Raw genomic sequence first — 17941 nt, forward strand, 5'->3', positions numbered from 1 at the left:
AGGGAGCCTGTGCTATGAAGTTTAATATTTCGGAACGGGAAGGGCGTGTCCGGCCAGATGGAATGGCAAAAGTGACAGGTGACTTAAAGTATTTAACGGATTTGACGTTCCCAAACATGTTACATGGAAAAATATTAAGAAGCTCATATCCACACGCAAACATTGTTTCAATTAAAACAGAGCGAGCAGAGCAATTGCCTGGTGTAGCAGTAGTTATTACACATAAAGATGTACCAGGGATGAATCGATTTGGGATTATTTTTCCAGATCAACCAGTATTTTGTGAAGATAAAGTGCGATATATGGGAGATGCCATTGCAGCTGTTGCAGCAGAATCGGAAGCCATTGCCTATGAGGCGCTAGCGTTAATTGAAGTCGTATATGAAGAGCTTCCAGTCATTGATGACCCAAAAAAAGCTTTAGCAAAAGATGCACCGAAGCTACATCCAAGTGGAAATATTCTTCACCGTGCAACATTCAAAAATGGAGATGTAAGTAAAGCCTTTGATGATTGTTTTACTGTCGTAGAAGAAACGTACGAGTTACCAAGACAAATGCATGCCTATCTAGAAACTGAAGGAGGGGTAATTGTCCCAAAGGAGGATGGGAGTATTACTGTATATGCTGGAACACAGCATGGATTTAAAGATCGCTTTCAGCTCGCTCGTATTCTGGCAAAACCAGAACATGAGATACGAATTATTTCCAGTCCGATGGGTGGATCCTTTGGTGGGAAGGATGAATTAAATATTCAACCGTATGGGGCCATACTTGCTTTAGTAACAGGACGTCCGGTAAAGGTTCATCATACTAGAAAAGAATCGGTTTGGGCCGGATTAAAAAGACATCCCATGAGAATTACCATGAAAACTGGTGCCAGTAAGACGGGGAAGATTGTTGCACATGAAGTACGGATTATCGCAGATACAGGTGCATATGCAACACTAGGTCCAGCCGTTTTAGATTTTGCAGTAGAGCATGCTTCAGGACCATATATCATTCCCAATATCGATATAGAAGGGCTATCTGTTTTTACGAATAATGGTGTTTCGGGAGAGTTTAGAGGATTTGGTGGAAATCAAATAACCTTTGCGCTTGAAGGACAAATCAATCGTCTAGCTGAAGCACTTGGGATAGATCCAATTGAACTAAGAAGGAAAAATATACGGAAGGCCACAGACAAAGGACCTTTAGGACAACGAATTGCACCTTCAAATGGGGCATTAGAAGTGCTCGAAAGTATAAATGCTTTATGTATGAAGCAAAAAGAAAAACAAAAACAAGAGCCTTGTTCAAAATGGAAGCGTAAGGGAACAGGAATGGCACTTGCTATGCACGGAGGTGGGCTTGGCTTTGGGCGTTTAGATAGCGCTGGTGGACGGCTAGCCTTAAATCATGAAGGAAAAATTGAAATTGCCTTTGGTTTTGAGGAATGCGGACAAGGATTATTAGCTGTTATTGAAAATATAGTCATTAAGGAAATTGGTTGTTCTCAAAATGATCTAAAAATCGTGATAGGCGATACGGCACTCGTTCCTGTTTCAGGCTCATCTACAGCTTCTCGAGGTACGAGTATAGTATGGCAATCTGTGCAAAGAATGAAGGAACCTTTTACACAAAAGATTTGTAAAAGAGTATCACAACTTCTAAGTATTCCTGAAAACGAATTGATTCTTGGAGAAAACGGACTTTGGAGAGTGAACGGTAAGCACCCGTGTATGACCTATAAACAACTGGCACAGGAAATGAAGGATGGAAGTCCTCTTGTTGTATATACGAATTTTCATTTTCCTACTACGCCTGATGCGGTGATTGGTGGTCATTATTTATATACCTTTGGGGGTGTAAAAGTAGAGGTTGAAGTGGATCTTCTCACTGGAAAAGTAAAGGTTACGGATCTAGATCATGTAATCGCTGCGGGCCCCGTTATCAGTCCAAATGGGTATCGTGGTCAAATAGAAGGTGGAGGTGTCATGTCTTTAGGTTATACATTAATGGAAGAAGCCAAGATGGAAGGCGGCAGATATGTAACGGAAAATTTTGATACCTACCTGATCCCGGGTATAGCTGATATTCCCTTTCATACGAATGTTCAAGCGATCGAAGCTTTATATAAAGATGACTCTCATGGCCCAAGAGGAGTTGGAGAAATTGGAACGATTGCGATCACTCCAGCCATTGTGAACGCCATTCACGATGCAATTGGCCATTGGGTCCAACATTTGCCGGTTTCATCTGAAGAAATTTTAGAGGCGATTGAAGTAAGGAGGATGCTTGAATGGACTTGAATAAAGCAGATCATGTAGTTTCAAAGATGAAAGAGGAGTTCACACTTTCTTTCCTTGTTAATGGACAAAAGCATGAATTGCCGGTTCAAGCTTCTGCTCGTCTTGTTGATATTTTACGAGAGAAAGTGCACTTAACAGGCACAAAAGTTTCGTGTGGAATTGGTCGTTGTGGGGCATGTTCTGTTTTATTAGATGGACAGCTCGTCAATGCTTGCTTAGTAATGGCGTATCAAGTAAATGGGAAATCCGTCCTAACCATCGAGGGGTTAGGAACAGATGGCAATAGAAATATTCAAGAAGCCTTTTTGCACGAGGGTGGATTTCAATGTGGTTATTGTACATCAGGAATGATTATGGCAGTAAAGGCACTTGTTGATGCGGTACCTAATCCGACAGAAGAAGATATTAAAGAGGCACTTTCAGGTAATCTTTGTCGTTGTACAGGATATGGAGGAATTATTAGAGCTGTCCAACGTTTAGCTAATGGGAATGCATGATATAAACACAGTCAAAAAAGATAAGTGATATGAGAGGCATATTTTGAGCGGATTAACTACACATATTTTAGAGTTAACACATGGAAAACCAGCCTCAATTTTGTGATCGGGAATGTGTCTGACATAGAGAAAAACAAGAAGAAGGAGTGATCAGATATAACGGGGTATTCATTATTCATAAGATAGGTGATCAGATGAGAAAAAAAGTGATTATCTTGGGTGGTGGAGTTGCTGGGATGAGTGCTGCACATGAATTAATCGAACGAGGCTACGATGTCACAGTATACGAAGCTAAATCGATTTCCGGTGGAAAAGCTCGGTCAGTACCTGTTCCGGGCTCTGGAATAAATGGAAGAAAAGAACTACCTGGCGAACATGGTTTCCGTTTTTTTCCTAAATTTTATAACCATATTATTGATACGATGAAAAGAATTCCGCTTGAAGGAAATAACACCGTTTATGCTAATTTAGTTGAAGCTACAAAAATGGGAATTGCTCGTTTTAATGAACCTCTTGTGCCCTTCGTTTTAGGGTTTCCAAAGTCAATGGTCGATCTTAAAATAAATATAAAAGCTCTATTTGAGACAAATTGGGGCCTATCTGAACATGAACTTGAATTTTTAGTTGAAAGAGTATGGCAAGTAATGACCAGCTGCAAAGAAAGACGAATGGATGAATATGAAAGAATAAGCTGGTGGGACTATCTGGATGGTGACCGTCAATCAGAGGACTTTCAAAAAATGTTTACAGGAATAACAAGGTCTCTAGTTGCAGCAAATGCAAGAGAAGCCAGCATGAAAACGATTGGCAACGTTCTTTCCCAAATTATTTTAGATTGTATTTTACCGGGATCCGAGAATGACAGGCTTTTGAACGGACCGACAAATGAAGTTTGGATTGATCCGTGGCTGAACTATTTAAGAAAAAAGGGAGTACGTTACTTTACTAATGCTGAGTGTATTAATATTCAAAGTGATCAAGAAACGATTGTCAGTATGACAATAAAACACCATAGCCGAATTTTAACTGTTAAGGCGGATTATTTTCTTTCCGCATTGCCTGTAGAAGCTATGGAAAAATTAATCTCACGTGAAATGATTGAAGCTGATCCAACTTTGGAAGGAATCAAAAAATTAAGTAAAAGCTTAGGCTGGATGAATGGTATTCAATTTTTTTTAAAACGAGATATTCCGATCATTCATGGTCACATAATATGTCAAGATGCTCCTTGGGCTTTGACGATTGTATCCCAAAAGCAATTTTGGCCTTCGATTGATCTTAAGGAATATGGAGATGGTACTGTCAAAGGAATTCTTTCAGTTTGTATATCTGAGTGGCATATCCCGGGAATCATATATGAAAAAAAAGCTTCAGAATGCACACTAGAAGAGATTAAAAACGAAGTTTGGACACAGCTTAAAAAAAGTTTTAATGCAGAGAAAACTGTTCTTCAAGACGACGATTTTCATTCTTGGTTTTTAGACTCGGATATGATTTTTAACGATACCGAAAAAATCAACATTTCTCCTTTATTGGTGAATAAAGTATGTACTTGGGAGTTAAGACCTTATGCATATACAAGAATTAAGAACTTTTTTCTGGCATCTGATTATGTTCGAACGAACACGGACTTAGCCACTATGGAAGGCGCAAACGAGGCTGCCCGCCGTGCTGTTAATTGCATCATTGATGTTTCGGGATCAAGAGCACCTAAATGTAAAATATGGGAAATGTTTGATTATGAATTGCTGATACCATGGCACATTCACGATTTTCGACGTTATCAGAAAGGACTTCCCTGGAATGGAAAATGTTAACACATAAGAAGAATGATCTCAATAATTCGGCATATTTCGTTATATTATTTGAAGAAGCCCTTATGAATCAGTTATTACTCCATTATATTGGACCGCATCCTATCCGATTTAATTTAGTTACTATACATTATGCAAATTTGCGTTGAGTGTCATCGGATTGGCATATAAGAGATAGAAGGAAATTAACGTCTTTATGCCAAAATAATGTATAATAGAAAAGACAGGAAAAGGGGGCATTTTTATGGGGGAATTAGCGATAAAAGAGCAAGTACTTCTTGCGTATTATGTGCAGTACTATTTGGAAAACAAGCCGGATGTGATGTATGAATTGCATGAGCAAATGAGCGAGAACATGGCACCGGCAGTATATGAAATTGCGATGAATGATTTGTTTGATAAAGGGCTCGTCAATGGTCTTGAGAAAATTCGTCATTACGATGAGACAGACGGGAACATTATCAAACCGATGATTACGAACGAAGGCGTTATATATATTAACAATGTACTTGGCATTCAGCCGTATGCGAGTGATGGCAGCAAGCTGAAATATGTGAAAAACACTCTTATAACAAGCAATCTTGAGTTGACGATTCCAATCATTGCAAAATACATTGAAGAGTCTGTGAAAGAGTAACCGTCTTTTTTGGGCGGTTTTTTTTGATGGTTTTAATGCTAAAATGTAAGGAGAAACGAAAGAAAAGAGGAAAAGAAACGTGAAGCGATTTACATATATGATAGCGGTCATGATGAGCAGTCTTCTTGTTTTATCAGCTTGTACGGAACAAGATGTCACTGATTTACTTGAAGTGACAGATGATGTGCTGACAGCGATTGAAAAGGAACAGAGCCAAGAGGAATCAAACAAAGTGGCTGAAGAAGAGCCAGTTAATGAATCAACAAATATATTAAAGTCCAAAGGCACGATCGATCCTATTCCGGCTACACTCGTCAGACCAGTTGATGGCGATACGGCGGTGTTTGCATTTGATGCGGACGACGATGGAAAAGAGGAAGAATTTAGTGCCCGTTTTTTGTTAATTGATACACCTGAGACGAGACATCCGAAGCTAGGAAAACAGCCATTAGGTGACGAGGCGAAAGAGCGGACGGCACAATTGCTTAAGCAAGGGGAAATTACGCTTGAATTTGATGTTGGCCAGCGTTTAGACAAGTATAGCCGAATACTCGTTTATGTGTATGTAGATGGGAAAAGCGTGCAGGAAACGCTTCTTGAAGAAGGAATGGCGCGGGTTGCATACGTGTATCCACCGAATACACGTTATCTCGATGAATTTGAAGCAAAACAGAAAATTGCTAAAAACAAAGGCATAGGTGTCTGGTCAATTGGCAATTATGTAACGGATCGAGGCTTTAATTCGGATTAATCATGGAGGGAAAAGGAACGCCTATTACTCTTCGGTTACCTGAGCTGATCTTTCCAAAAAGTGAACAAGCGTCAGAAGCCTTGTAACAAAATAGGAGAGACTATAGAAATAAGCAACATATATAGGGAAATGTGAGAAAAAGAATGTATAACAAAAGCTCATCTGTCAGTTGAATACAGACGGGTTTTTGTTATACACATATAGCTTCGGTTCATTTACATCATCCAGAATAAACGCATCTTTTTTGATTTTTCGCAGCTGATTGTACATCGAAAAGTCACCGGCCGCGCCGCCAATTAAAAAGGCGGCGACAATCATCAGGACAGAGTTGTTTAGCCATATACCGATGACAAATGGCAGCATGCCCGTCATCCAGAACGGCAGCAGCAATGCTTTTTTCATTGCCTTGTTCACAATCACTTTTTTCGTACCGGCGTACGCAACGCCGAGCTCACGGTTAATGCCATACACGAGATCGCTTCTTTTACATTTCCCCCAGATCATAAAGCCGATCAAATGAAACACTTCATGCAAAATAATCAGTGCGGTATACAAAACGGCCCATAAAAAGAAATTCCAGAATGAAATTTCAAATCCGCTTTCTAGATGAAAGAAAGCCATCAAAACAGCTCCAACGACAATCGATGCAACTGTAATGATAAGTGCCTGAATGTGTATTTTTTTTATATTAAATGTAACGGTATGATCCGGTTCATGCGGCAAATTCATGTCAACAACACCTCCTCATAGAAACAAAGTTAAATACCATTATTGTGGCTTTTGCAATACACACTGAATGACATGGCTTGTGCCCTGATGCAGCCGGCCTTCGTTTCGTTCTACTTCGCCAGTAAAAAAGTGTTTACTATACCAGCCGTCAAATTCTTTCATTATTTGAGTAGGCGTGCATAACATGTTGATGGCCCGGGGTCCGCCGGATTTGAAACGAAGCTGGTCCGTTGTAAATAATTCAGCAATGTACAGGCCACCCGGTTTAATTGCTTTTTTAATGCCTTCCATTGTTCGGTTAAAAATCGGCTCAGGAAAGTGTCCGAACACGTGAATGATGGCATCCCATTTGTTTTCCGGCCATTCAACGTCGGCGAGATCACGCAGTTCCATGTTTACAACGACACCTTTTTCTATTGCAAGTTTCTCCGTTTTATCGATGCCGGACTGTGCATAATCCCATGTGTTAACTATGAATTTCTCACCGGCTAGGAAAACGGCGTTTCGACCTTCGCCTTCAGCAATTGAAAGAACTTGACCGCTTTTTTTAATGAATGGAGCGGCAGTTCGGATAAATTCATTTGGTTCTTTTCCATATATATATTCATCTGCTTTAAAGCGTTCATGCCACATATTCATTTGTGATCGCCTTCTTTACTTTCGTTTCTTTTTTTGTCACGAAATTCAGTATTTAAATATAATTCTGCTTCTTTCACAATAGATGGTGAGCAGTAACGGGCGACTTCTTTTAAAAAATCATTGTCATGTTCAAATTCAACTATTTTTTCTGATCTGTCCGGCCATTTCAAACGAAGCCGGTCCCTTGCGATTGAAAACGTTCCGCCGCCTGTAATACCAGCGATCACCGGAGCTTGTGTAAAAGTCGATCGCTCATCGTGGTGAATCGTCTCCTTCATTTTCGTTAATTCGCTCCAGTTCACAGGCTCAAGAGAAAACCCATAGCGTACGATCCATTCATCGTTTACGAGCTGTTCCATTGCTAATGTGCCTTTTTCTGTTGTAACCGTCCGGAATCTGAATGTCCCGGCTGGAGATGATACAGATTCACCGTCCAATAAAAGTGGGGAAAGCGGCAGCCGGTTACCGAAGCCACTCTCAACAAGATGAAGGTGCCCATCTTGTTTCAGCAACACGGTCGCATGCGTATGATCAATTGCCCAAACCCCTTCATTTTTCACTGTGCCAGTCGTGAGTTGTACGTCAAAACCGAGCTCTTTCAACGTTAAAAATAACAGAGCATTCAGTTCATAACATAGACCCCCACGCTGATTATCGATTAGTTTCTCTTTCAGGAATTCTGGTGTGATTTCCTGTTCATATCTATTTAAAACATCTAGGTTTTCAAAAGGAAAAAGTTCCGCAAACCGTTTTAAGATAAATGAAAGATCATGTCCTGCAAATTGTTTGAAAAACGAATTCATGTTGCTTCAATCCTTTCAAATTATTACTTATATGTTAAAATTATAGCACAGAGACCTACTTGGAGGGGATATTATGAAAGCAGTCGTTCACGAAGGACAAGCAGGAATAGCAGGGCTTACATACCGTGAGATGGAAGAAGGGTTGCCATCTTCAGGGGAAGTGAGGGTGAAATTAAAAGCAGCCGGATTAAACCATCGCGACCTGTTCGTTTTGCATCGGCATAAAGAAAACGAGCCGCCGCTCATTATCGGATCAGACGGAGCGGGTATCATTGACGCGGTTGGTGAAGGGGTGACGTCTGTCCAAGTGGGCGATGAAGTCATCATTAACCCGGGCCTTGGGTGGAAGGAAAACAGTGATGCGCCGCCGGAAGGATTTGAAATTGTCGGTTTGCCGTTTCATGGCACATTTGCGGAATCGATCGTTATTCCAGCTGAAAATGCTGTTTTAAAACCGGCGCATCTGTCATGGGAAGAAGCGGGAGTATTATCACTTGCAGCACTGACAGCATACCGTGCACTATTTACTCGCGGCCAGGTAAAAGAAGGCATGAATGTCCTCATTCCAGGTATCGGCAGTGGTGTGGCAACATTCCTTTTACAATTCGCAAAAGCAGCAGGCGCTCGTGTTTTTGTCACGTCCCGTTCAGAAGCAAAACGGCAAAAAGCAATCGAACTTGGTGCGGACAAAGCGATCGATTCAGAAAGTGACTGGGCAGAAGCGCTAAACAATCAAAAAATGGATCTCGTTATCGAATGCGTCGGTGCAGCGACATTCAGTAAATCGCTCAATCAACTTCGTAAAGGTGGTACAATTGTTACGTTCGGTGCTTCAGCAGGCGACGAAGTAACGTTTAACTTGCGTGCATTCTTTTACGGCCAGTTCAATATGCTTGGTTCGACGATGGGCAGTGGGGAAGAGCTTGAGGAAATGATACAATTGATCGAACAGTACAAGTTACACCCGATTGTTGACCAAGTGTATCCTCTTGATCAATTTGAGCAGGCATTTACACGCATAGACAAAGCAGAGCAGTTAGGGAAAATTGTATTTGCCATTGAATAAACTACTTTAATGTGATAAAACTACTAATGAGGTTAAATTAAATAGGAATCACCGCTGGGGGTGCTCATAATGGAGCTGAGAGAGGCGAATTGCTTTAACCCTTATAACCTGAACCGGATAATGCCGGCGTAGGGAAGAGGTGTCTTGAACCGTTGTATCACTCCATTATAACGTCATCACATCCGTTTCTTCCCTGCGAAGAGACGGATTTTTTGCGTTTCGGAAAGGAGTACAACATGGAAAAAATTCGAAAACTACATAATGAAATCGATGAACGACAAGATGAACTTATCGATCTACTAAAAACATTGATATCGTTTAAAACACCGGCACCGCCTGCGAGAAACACAAGTGAGGCACAGCAATTCATGGCCGACTTTCTTGAAAAAAGAGCGTTCAAGATTGATAAATGGGATGTGTATCCGAGCGACCCTAATGTTGTTGGAACGCTAAAAGGCACGGACAGCGAAAACTATCAAAGTCTGATTATTAACGGCCATATAGATGTAGCGGAAGTAAGCCCCGATGAGAAATGGGAGACCGATCCGTTCATACCTATTGTGAAGAACGGTACGGTTATCGGACGGGGTGCTGCTGATATGAAAGGGGGCCTTGCTGGTGCCCTATTTGCTATTCAGCTGCTGCATGAAGCGGGTATTCAACTCCCTGGTGATCTAACGTTTCAGTCGGTTATTGGCGAAGAAGTCGGTGAAGCGGGCACGCTTGAATGCTGCAAACGCGGCTATATGGCTGATTTTGCGCTTGTCGTTGATACGAGTGACCTACATATTCAAGGGCAGGGTGGCGTCATTACCGGCTGGATTACGCTAAAAAGTGAGCAGACGTTTCACGATGCGACGCGCCGGCAAATGATTCACGCCGGCGGCAAGTTGATGGGTGCTAGTGCGATTGAAAAAATGACAAAAGTTATCAATGGTTTGCAAGAATTGGAGCGTCATTGGGCAGTCATGAAAAGCTATCCGGGCTTTCCGCCTGGCACGACGACAATCAATCCGGCGGTTATTGAAGGGGGAAGACACGCGGCATTTATCGCTGATGAGTGCCGTCTCTGGATTACTGTTCATTTTTATCCGGATGAAACGCATGAACAAGTTGCGAAAGAAGTGGAAGACTATATTCGTAACATAGCGAAAGGCGATCTTTGGATGCAGGAAAACCCGCCGATTTTTGAATGGGGAGGTACATCCATGATTGAAGAACGTGGTGAAATATTCCCGTCGTTTGAAGTTGATCCTAATCATTCGGCTGTTCAATCACTTATTCAATCACATGTGTCTGTATTCGACGAAAAACCAGTTGTTGATGTGTCACCATCTGTCACAGACGGCGGCTGGCTCGGTTCATCGGGTATACCGACAGCGATTTATGGACCTGGCCATCTGCGTCACGCCCATGCGGTGAACGAGCAGCTTGCCATTAACGAACTCGTCGACTATACGAAAGTAATGATTCAATTTATCTATGATTGGACGAATAGGAAAAAGGAGGAAAAAGTCAATGAAATTCAGTGAACAATTACATGGAAAATTACTACCGATATGGCGTCAAAATCACGATCATCCTTTCGTGAAAGGAATAGCAGACGGTACGCTTGACCCGGAAAAGTTCCGTTTTTACATGGTGCAGGACTATTTGTATTTAATTCAATATGCGAAAGTGTTCGCACTCGGCGCGGTCAAAGCGGATGATCTTCAGACAATGGGCAAATTCGCGGCGCTCCTGGACGGAACATTAAACGAAGAAATGTCACTTCACCGGCAATACGCGGCCCGATTCGGCATATCAGAAGAAGAGTTAGAGACTGCTAAACCGTCGCCCATTACACTCGCATACACACATTATATGCTGCACGCGGCCCAGAACGGTACACTTGCAGAGGTGATTGCAGCTGTTCTCCCTTGTGCATGGAGTTACTGGGAAATCGGCAAAGAACTGCATAGGGTCCCCGGAGCTGCTGATCATGAGCTGTACGGCGAATGGATCAATATGTATGCATCAGAGGAATTTGGCCAGATGGCACAATGGTGCATCGATCTTTTAGATGAGCACACAGTTGGCAAGTCAGAAGCGGAACTCGCGAAACTGGAAGAAATCTTTTTAAACACAACCCGTTTTGAATACATGTTCTGGGACATGGCGTACAACGGAGTAATGTGGCCTGGCGATGTGTAAACCGGTGCTCGAATTCCGGGACGTGTCGTTCTCATACGGCAGCCAAAAACCGATTCTTGATCATCTTGATATGACTATTTACGACCGCGAATTCATTACGATCATCGGTGCAAGCGGCTCTGGGAAAAGTACGATGTTCCGTCTCATCACCGGGCTTGAAATTCAAAGCGAAGGTACGGTCTTGATCAACGGTGAAAACCATCAAAACCGTCATGGCAAAGTCGGCTATATGCCGCAGCAAGATTTATTAATGCCGTGGCGGACAGTAATGGACAACGCTGCCCTGCCGTTAGAACTTAGCGGCATTAGCAAAAAAGACGCCCAAAAACACATTTTGCCGCTCCTGGATGAGTTTGGTTTAACCGGCGTTGAAAACAAATTCCCTGGTGAATTGTCCGGTGGAATGAAACAGCGCGTCTCGTTTTTACGCTCAATCTTAACAGGATCAAATGTCCTGTTACTTGACGAACCGTTTAGCGCACTCGATGCGATTACGCGGTTGTCGATGCAGGAGTGGCTTTTAGAACAGTGGGGAAAACGTGAAAAAACGATTTTGTTCATCACGCATGATGTGAATGAAGCACTCTTTTTATCAGACCGCATTTTCGTGTTTCAAGAAGCACCGGTGCACAAGTTACAAGAAGTCGTCGTACCGCTCGGCCGTCCACGGTCACTACGGGATTTAAATGATCCGGCTGTTTTGAAATGGAAAGATGAATTAATTGAACAGCTGCGAGGAGGAGTGACCCTATGAAACAATATCTCCCGGCAGCTGGTCTTATCGTCTTCCTATTACTCATTTGGGAAGCGGTCGCTCGTTCAATTAATTTACTGTTCATTTTGCCGTCGCCATCAGGGGTCGCCTTGAAGCTATGGGAACTGAAAGAAGTGTTGTTATTTGACCATTTGCCGTCGACACTTGCAATCATTTTAATCGGTCTTGCGATTTCGATTGTGCTTGGCGTAGGGCTCGCCGTCTGGATGAATATGAGTAAAATCGCGGAACGCGCATTTTACCCGATTATTATTTCGTCGCAAATGATACCGACGATTGCAATCGCGCCCATTTTTATTATGTGGTTTGGCTATTCAATCTGGAGCAAAGTTGTCGTCACCGTGCTAATTACATTTTTTCCGATTACCGTCAGCACGTTTGACGGGTTGAAATCGAGCAGTAAAGAGTTAAGAGAATTGCTTTTGGCGATGGGTGCGGGGAAAAAAGAGATATTCTTTAAACTGCAAGTTCCATCCGCAAAACCGTATTTTTATTCGGGATTAAAAGTGGCCGTCACGCTTAGTGTGATCGGGGCAGCAATCGGTGAATGGCTTGGCGCACAAGCAGGGTTAGGCTATTTCAGCCGAAGAATGATGACGCAGTTTGACGGAGCAGCCGTATTTGCGCCGATTGTCTTATTATCAGCTGTCGGCATTGTGCTGTTTGTCATTGTGAAAGTGCTTGAACATAAATCGTTAAAATGGAGGAAAACAGAATGAAAAAGTGGATGAAACCAGCAGCCGTGATGATGGCAGCGATGATGCTTACAGCCTGTGGCGGTAACACAGAGGAAGAAACAAAAACATCAGGCGGAGGTGAGGAAAAGCTGAAAGATGTCAGCATTATGCTTGACTGGTATCCGAATGCGGTGCACAGCTTTTTGTACGTCGCCGATGAAAAAGGGTATTTTAAAGAAGAAGGCATTGATCTAGATATTCAATTTCCAGCCAACCCGACTGATCCGATTACTTTAGCGGCATCTGGACAAGTGACGCTCGGCATAACGTATCAGCCGGACGTGATCGTGGCACGGACGGAACAAGGAGTCGGTGTGAAGTCAGTTGGCGCCATTGTACGCGAGCCGCTCAATCGTGTTGTGTCGCTTGAGGAAAGCAATATCAAATCACCAAAAGATTTGGAAGGAAAAACAGTTGGCTATACTGGCATTCCGCTGAATGAGTCAATCGTGCAGACGATGGTGAAAGAAGACGGCGGCGATCCGTCAAAAGTGGAATTGATTGACATCGGTTTTGAACTTAACTCAACACTCATCAGCAAAAAAGCGGACGCCGTTGTTGGTGCGTACATTAACCATGAAGTGCCGCTACTTGAATTTGAAGGGTATCCGACAGCGAACTTTGATTTAACAGAATACGGTGTGCCGTCATTTTATGAATTAATTGCCGTGACAAGTGATAAAACGTGGGAAGAAGAACCTGAGTTAATTGAAGCATTCTGGCGTGCAGCCGAAAAAGGATTTGATGACATGAAAGCAAATCCCGACGAAGCATTGAAAATTTTAATGGACAATCAGGAAAAAGAGAATTTCCCGCTGGAAGAAAAAGTTGAACGGGAAAGTATGAAGATATTGTTGCCGATGATGACATCAGATAAAGGATTCGGTTATCAGGAAGAAAAGCCGTGGGTCGATACAGCGAACTGGATGAAAGAAAGTGGATTGATTAAAAAAGATCCAAATGTAGAAGAACTATTCGTCAACATGCCAGAATAAAGTCTTTTTTCCGAAAGATTTCTCTTGTATAATGAAAATTGTTCGAAATTTTTTCGTTGAGAGGGATGGCAAAATGGAACGCATTTATACAGGTAAAACGAAAGATGTATTTAAATTGGAAGATGGCAATTTTTTATTAAAATTTAAAGATGATGTGACAGGCGAAAATGGTGTCTTTGACCCAGGTGCGAATACGGTTGGTTTGACAATTGAAGGTGCCGGACAAGCAGGTCTTCGTTTGACAAAATTCTTTTTTGAAAAGTTACAAGAAAAGGGCATTCATACACATTATGTCGATGCGAACATTGAAGAAGCGACGATGACAGTCAAGCCGGCGAACGTGTTTGGCAAGGGACTTGAAGTCATTTGCCGCTACCGCGCAGTGGGCAGCTTCCTCCGCCGCTACGGTGCATACGCAACAGATGGACAGGAACTGGATGCGTTCGTAGAAGTAACGATTAAAGATGACGAGCGTGAAGATCCGCCGATTACAAGCGATGCACTTGATATGCTCGGTATTTTGACGAAAGAAGAATATGCTGTGTTAAAAGAGCAGACACAAAAAATTGGCGCCGTTGTGAAAGAGGAAATGGCGAAAAAAGGGCTTGATTTGTATGATATTAAATTCGAATTTGGCCGTGAGCAAGGAACAGGCACTATCCTTTTAATCGATGAAATTTCCGGTGGAAACATGCGTGCATACAAAGCTGGAGAATATATTGAGCCACTCAAACTTGAGCAATTAATGCTTGCTGGCAAATAAAAAAACAAACTACCTGAAAAAACGACTTTTCAGGTAGTTTGTTTATTTTTTTGGGTACAATAGACAATTAAGAACGATTGTAAAGGGGGGAGATGCATGTTAACAAATGATCTCGATTTTCGTCTTGAACCGAGGCTGATTGAACTGTATGAGGAACATAAAAAGCGTTCGGCAAAAATCGATTGGGGTTACCATGAATTTTTACCTTGGGATAAGGCACAGGATTTTCGCCGTGTGCCTTGGGATGCAAGCCAAGTCACATTGCCGCCAAGCATCGTTACAGCTATTGAAACCGCCCTCCTGACAGAAGTAAACTTACCGTGGTTTACATCGCATTTGGCGCAAACATTTAAGGGATCGCTGTCAATTATAAAAGATTTTGTTCATACGTGGACAGCAGAAGAAGATCAGCATTCTAATTTACTCGAAACGTATTTGCTCATTACACGCAGCGTAGATCCGAGCCGTTTGCATGAGCTTCATAAGATGACCGTGGAAAATGGCTGGAGCCCGGATTTCCATACGCCGTTTGAAACGATGGTGTATACATCTATGCAGGAACTTGCGACGATGGTGTTTTACAACAATGTCTCGAAAGAAGCAAACAAACATGATCTGGATCTAGGCCGTCTTTTACGTCGTCTAGCAAAAGATGAAACACTGCATTATGCGTTTTACCGTGACGTTATCAAGTTCCATTTGCAGCTTGAACCGAACTACTGCTACCATCTCGGACATGTTATTAAAAACTTTCAGATGCCTGGGGCCGTCATGCCGGACTTTGAAGACCGGATGGCGATTATTGCAAAAGAAGCAAACTATGGACCGCTCGAATATTTTGATCAAGTACTGGATGTCATCATTGATTATTGGGACATTGAAAACTTACGCCCGATTGCACCGGAAGCGGAAAAAGCACGTCTCGATATTTTGAAATATCATGCACGGATGAAACGTGTGAAAGAACGATTCCAGCGTCAGCAAAAATAACAATGTATGATGATCCTGCCTTTAAGGGCGGGATTTTCGATCCATATGACTATTGTAATCGTCATTCGTCTATTTAAAATTCAGTTTCCGATCTAGTCATTTTCGTAAGCGCAGTTTTTTAAGCCGCGTTTTTTGGGTTATGATAGAATGGAATGGATGAGATATGGAAGGGGGATTTACGATGATTGGAAACTGGATGGACGATGTACAGAAAACGCGGCGAGCGCTCCGGTCAAATTTACTCGAAACGGTACTCAATGAATTTGACGCGCGTATTATCGGATTAAATCATGAAAAACGAAAGCATAAATATAGACAGATGACGGAAAATCCATTTCGTTTTTTCCGGGGAAGTGCATACTTATTTTATTATGATGTGACGAAAATCCCATTTTCTTTTCATACACCAGATGATAAACCGACCTGGATTCAAGGAGATATGCACGTTGAAAATTTCGGTGCGTTTCAAAATAGCGAAGGCGATCTTGTATATGATGCGAACGACTTTGACGAAGGCTATTTGGGCTCATATGTATACGATTTGCTGCGCATGACTGTGAGTATTGCCTTGTACTGCGAGCAGTATGGTTTTGACAATGCGGAAGAAAGAATGCATGTGTTTCTTGAATCGTATTACAAACAGTTGAAAAAGTTTGTAAAAGGAAAAGAAGACCCTGTCACCTTTTTTTACACAACGAAGAATACAAAAGGACCGATCCGCGAAGTATTAAAAAAGTTGGAGAAGCGTGATTCAGCACGTCTTCTGGAGCGATGGACTGTACAGGAAGACGCTACACGTGTGTTTGAATTGTCTTCAGAATTTGTACAGGTGACACAGAAAGAACGAGAAAAAATCGAAGCTGTCTGGTCGGAGTATATTGATAGCCTAGACGCGGAAGACCGAAAAAAAAGCGCATTTTATGCAATCAAGCATATTGTCCGAAAACATGGTTCTGGTACCGCCTCGATTGGACTTGACCGCTATTATATTTTAATAGAAGGGAAGCAGGACTGTGATCAGCAAATGGATGATATTATTTTGGAAATGAAAGAAGTGCGCGCGCCTGTCCCGGCTTATTTTGTGCCATATAATGAAGAATTCTGGGCGAAATACAGCCACCAAGGAGAACGTGTTGTGACGACACAAAAAGCGATGCATCATCATGATGATCCGCTGCTAGGATATGTGACGATTGATGACCGGCATTTTTATGTGCGTGAACGGTCGCCGTATAAAAAACGGGTGAAGCCGGAAGATATTGAAAACGAGAAGGAATTTGATCAAGTACTTGATGTGTACGGTGGCATTGCGGCCAAAATACATGCGCGCGCAGATGCCGATGTTGAAGATGCGCTGCTTTCTTATCATAGTGAAGAAGAAATTTTAAACGCGATTGGAGACGATTACGATGCATTTGCCGCACAACTCGTCTTTTTATCAAAAGCCTACAAAGAACAAGTCAAACAGGACTATGTATTGTTCTGTGGCTGGCTTAATTATAAGTTTACTTAATTAAGAAAAAACTGTCCGCTTACAGACAGTTTTTTCGTAGGAAATTCTTTTTTAGCGTAAACAAAATACATACATTTATTTAGGCGAAAACTTTTAATCCAACGACAGACATAATGATTATTGCAATAAAAGCTAAGCGTTTTGCATCACGAGGTTCGTTGTAAATAAGCATGCCGATCATTGTGCTGCCAACTGTCCCAATGCCGGTCCATACTGCATAAGCTGTCCCCATTGGAATCGCGGTCATCGCAATCGATAAAAAAAGAAGGCTTAAACTGAAACCGCCGATAAGAACGACCCATGACAACACACTTTTTCGTACGTTTATCATTGACATGCCGGTTACACCAGCTACTTCAAACAGCCCAGCAAGAATTAATAGAGACCACATCATGAGACAGACACATCCTTTTCTGCCTTTTCATCGTTTTCAGCCGTCACGACTTTTAATCCGATAATGCCGAGGACGAGTACAGTAATTAATGCAATTTTGATCCAGCTGACTGGTTCACCAAACATCGTCATTTCAAAAATGACCGCGCCGGCACTGCCAATCCCGACGAATACGGCGTATACGGTCGTTGTAGGCAGTTGTTTTGAGCAATAAATGAGCAGCCAAAAACTGGCCGTTAACGCGATGATTGTCAATACCCATTCAATAAAACTATCAGCATACTTCAGTCCGGCAACCCAGCCAACTTCGGTAAAGCCTGCAAGTAAGACAAGAAACCATTTATTAGTCATAATCATT

At 42.2% G+C, this 17941-nt stretch carries 19 protein-coding genes and 1 riboswitch; of the genes, 14 read left to right on the forward strand and 5 right to left on the reverse strand.

The window, feature by feature from the left end:
• Positions 1-14 precede the first annotated feature (14 nt).
• The 5 genes from pucD (at position 15) to AWH49_RS04290 (ending at position 5987) form a co-directional block, all read left to right on the forward strand.
• Positions 15-2288, forward strand: coding sequence for a xanthine dehydrogenase subunit D (gene pucD, locus AWH49_RS04270; protein WP_063964759.1), 2274 nt, complete (start codon positions 15-17; stop codon positions 2286-2288).
• On the forward strand, positions 2279-2785 hold the full coding sequence (locus tag AWH49_RS04275; RefSeq protein WP_063964760.1) for a (2Fe-2S)-binding protein: 507 nt from the start codon (positions 2279-2281) through the stop codon (positions 2783-2785). Before pucD ends, AWH49_RS04275 begins: the two co-directional genes overlap by 10 nt.
• Positions 2786-2979: 194 nt before the next feature.
• A complete protein-coding gene (locus tag AWH49_RS04280; RefSeq protein ID WP_063964761.1) occupies positions 2980-4602 on the forward strand; it encodes a hydroxysqualene dehydroxylase in 1623 nt (540 codons plus the stop codon).
• Between the two features lie 241 nt (positions 4603-4843).
• Positions 4844-5236, forward strand: coding sequence for a hypothetical protein (locus tag AWH49_RS04285; RefSeq protein ID WP_063964762.1), 393 nt, complete (start codon positions 4844-4846; stop codon positions 5234-5236).
• 79 nt (positions 5237-5315) lie between these two features.
• Positions 5316-5987 (forward strand): thermonuclease family protein, encoded by a 672-nt coding sequence (locus AWH49_RS04290; protein ID WP_063964763.1) that lies wholly within the window; start codon positions 5316-5318, stop codon positions 5985-5987.
• Between the two features lie 165 nt (positions 5988-6152).
• Here AWH49_RS04290 and AWH49_RS04295 read toward each other — a convergent pair whose 3' ends face one another.
• The 3 genes from AWH49_RS04295 to AWH49_RS04305 are packed head-to-tail and all read right to left on the reverse strand — an operon-like array spanning position 6153 to position 8158.
• Positions 6153-6716, reverse strand: a complete 564-nt coding sequence (locus AWH49_RS04295; RefSeq protein WP_063964764.1) for a DUF3267 domain-containing protein — start codon at positions 6714-6716, stop codon at positions 6153-6155.
• Between the two features lie 39 nt (positions 6717-6755).
• The gene (locus AWH49_RS04300) at positions 6756-7355 is read right to left on the reverse strand and encodes a class I SAM-dependent methyltransferase (protein ID WP_063964765.1); all 600 of its coding nucleotides are present in this window, start codon (positions 7353-7355) and stop codon (positions 6756-6758) included.
• Positions 7352-8158 (reverse strand): arylamine N-acetyltransferase family protein, encoded by an 807-nt coding sequence (locus tag AWH49_RS04305; protein ID WP_063964766.1) that lies wholly within the window; start codon positions 8156-8158, stop codon positions 7352-7354. Before AWH49_RS04305 ends, AWH49_RS04300 begins: the two co-directional genes overlap by 4 nt.
• Before the next feature lie 73 nt (positions 8159-8231).
• On the opposite strand from AWH49_RS04305, the gene AWH49_RS04310 reads away from it, so the two are divergent.
• The 9 genes from AWH49_RS04310 to AWH49_RS04350 all read left to right on the forward strand — a co-directional run bounded on the left by AWH49_RS04310 (position 8232) and on the right by AWH49_RS04350 (position 17190).
• Positions 8232-9224: a zinc-binding dehydrogenase gene (locus AWH49_RS04310; protein ID WP_018395546.1), complete on the forward strand. Its 993-nt coding sequence runs from the start codon at positions 8232-8234 to the stop codon at positions 9222-9224.
• A gap of 46 nt (positions 9225-9270) precedes the next feature.
• Positions 9271-9376, forward strand: a riboswitch (TPP riboswitch).
• Between the two features lie 84 nt (positions 9377-9460).
• Entirely contained in the window at positions 9461-10756 is a 1296-nt protein-coding gene (locus AWH49_RS04315) for an acetylornithine deacetylase (protein WP_094777137.1), read from the forward strand.
• Positions 10743-11417 (forward strand): thiaminase II, encoded by a 675-nt coding sequence (gene tenA, locus AWH49_RS04320; RefSeq protein ID WP_018395548.1) that lies wholly within the window; start codon positions 10743-10745, stop codon positions 11415-11417. Before AWH49_RS04315 ends, tenA begins: the two co-directional genes overlap by 14 nt.
• Positions 11410-12171, forward strand: a complete 762-nt coding sequence (locus AWH49_RS04325) for an ABC transporter ATP-binding protein (protein WP_018395549.1) — start codon at positions 11410-11412, stop codon at positions 12169-12171. The genes tenA and AWH49_RS04325 overlap by 8 nt, the downstream gene beginning before the upstream one ends.
• Entirely contained in the window at positions 12168-12911 is a 744-nt protein-coding gene (locus AWH49_RS04330) for an ABC transporter permease (protein ID WP_018395550.1), read from the forward strand. Before AWH49_RS04325 ends, AWH49_RS04330 begins: the two co-directional genes overlap by 4 nt.
• Positions 12908-13924 carry an ABC transporter substrate-binding protein gene (locus AWH49_RS04335; RefSeq protein WP_063964768.1) on the forward strand — a complete coding sequence of 339 codons (1017 nt, stop codon included), beginning with the start codon at positions 12908-12910 and terminating at the stop codon, positions 13922-13924. Before AWH49_RS04330 ends, AWH49_RS04335 begins: the two co-directional genes overlap by 4 nt.
• A 73-nt stretch (positions 13925-13997) precedes the next feature.
• Entirely contained in the window at positions 13998-14687 is a 690-nt protein-coding gene (locus AWH49_RS04340; protein WP_063964769.1) for a phosphoribosylaminoimidazolesuccinocarboxamide synthase, read from the forward strand.
• Positions 14688-14783: 96 nt separating this feature from the next.
• A complete protein-coding gene (locus AWH49_RS04345) occupies positions 14784-15677 on the forward strand; it encodes an acyl-ACP desaturase (RefSeq protein ID WP_063964770.1) in 894 nt (297 codons plus the stop codon).
• 181 nt (positions 15678-15858) lie between these two features.
• Complete coding sequence (locus AWH49_RS04350) at positions 15859-17190, forward strand: DUF2252 domain-containing protein (RefSeq protein ID WP_063964771.1); 1332 nt, start codon at positions 15859-15861, stop codon at positions 17188-17190.
• A 79-nt stretch (positions 17191-17269) separates the two neighbouring features.
• On the opposite strand, the gene AWH49_RS04355 is transcribed toward AWH49_RS04350, so the two are convergent.
• Both AWH49_RS04355 and AWH49_RS04360 read right to left on the reverse strand, forming a co-directional pair.
• Positions 17270-17584 (reverse strand): DMT family transporter, encoded by a 315-nt coding sequence (locus tag AWH49_RS04355; RefSeq protein ID WP_034288788.1) that lies wholly within the window; start codon positions 17582-17584, stop codon positions 17270-17272.
• Positions 17581-17934, reverse strand: a complete 354-nt coding sequence (locus AWH49_RS04360) for a DMT family transporter (RefSeq protein WP_018395556.1) — start codon at positions 17932-17934, stop codon at positions 17581-17583. Before AWH49_RS04360 ends, AWH49_RS04355 begins: the two co-directional genes overlap by 4 nt.
• Positions 17935-17941 lie beyond the last annotated feature (7 nt).

The organism is Domibacillus aminovorans, from assembly GCF_001643235.1.
In the GTDB taxonomy this organism is placed as follows: domain Bacteria; phylum Bacillota; class Bacilli; order Bacillales; family Domibacillaceae; genus Domibacillus; species Domibacillus aminovorans.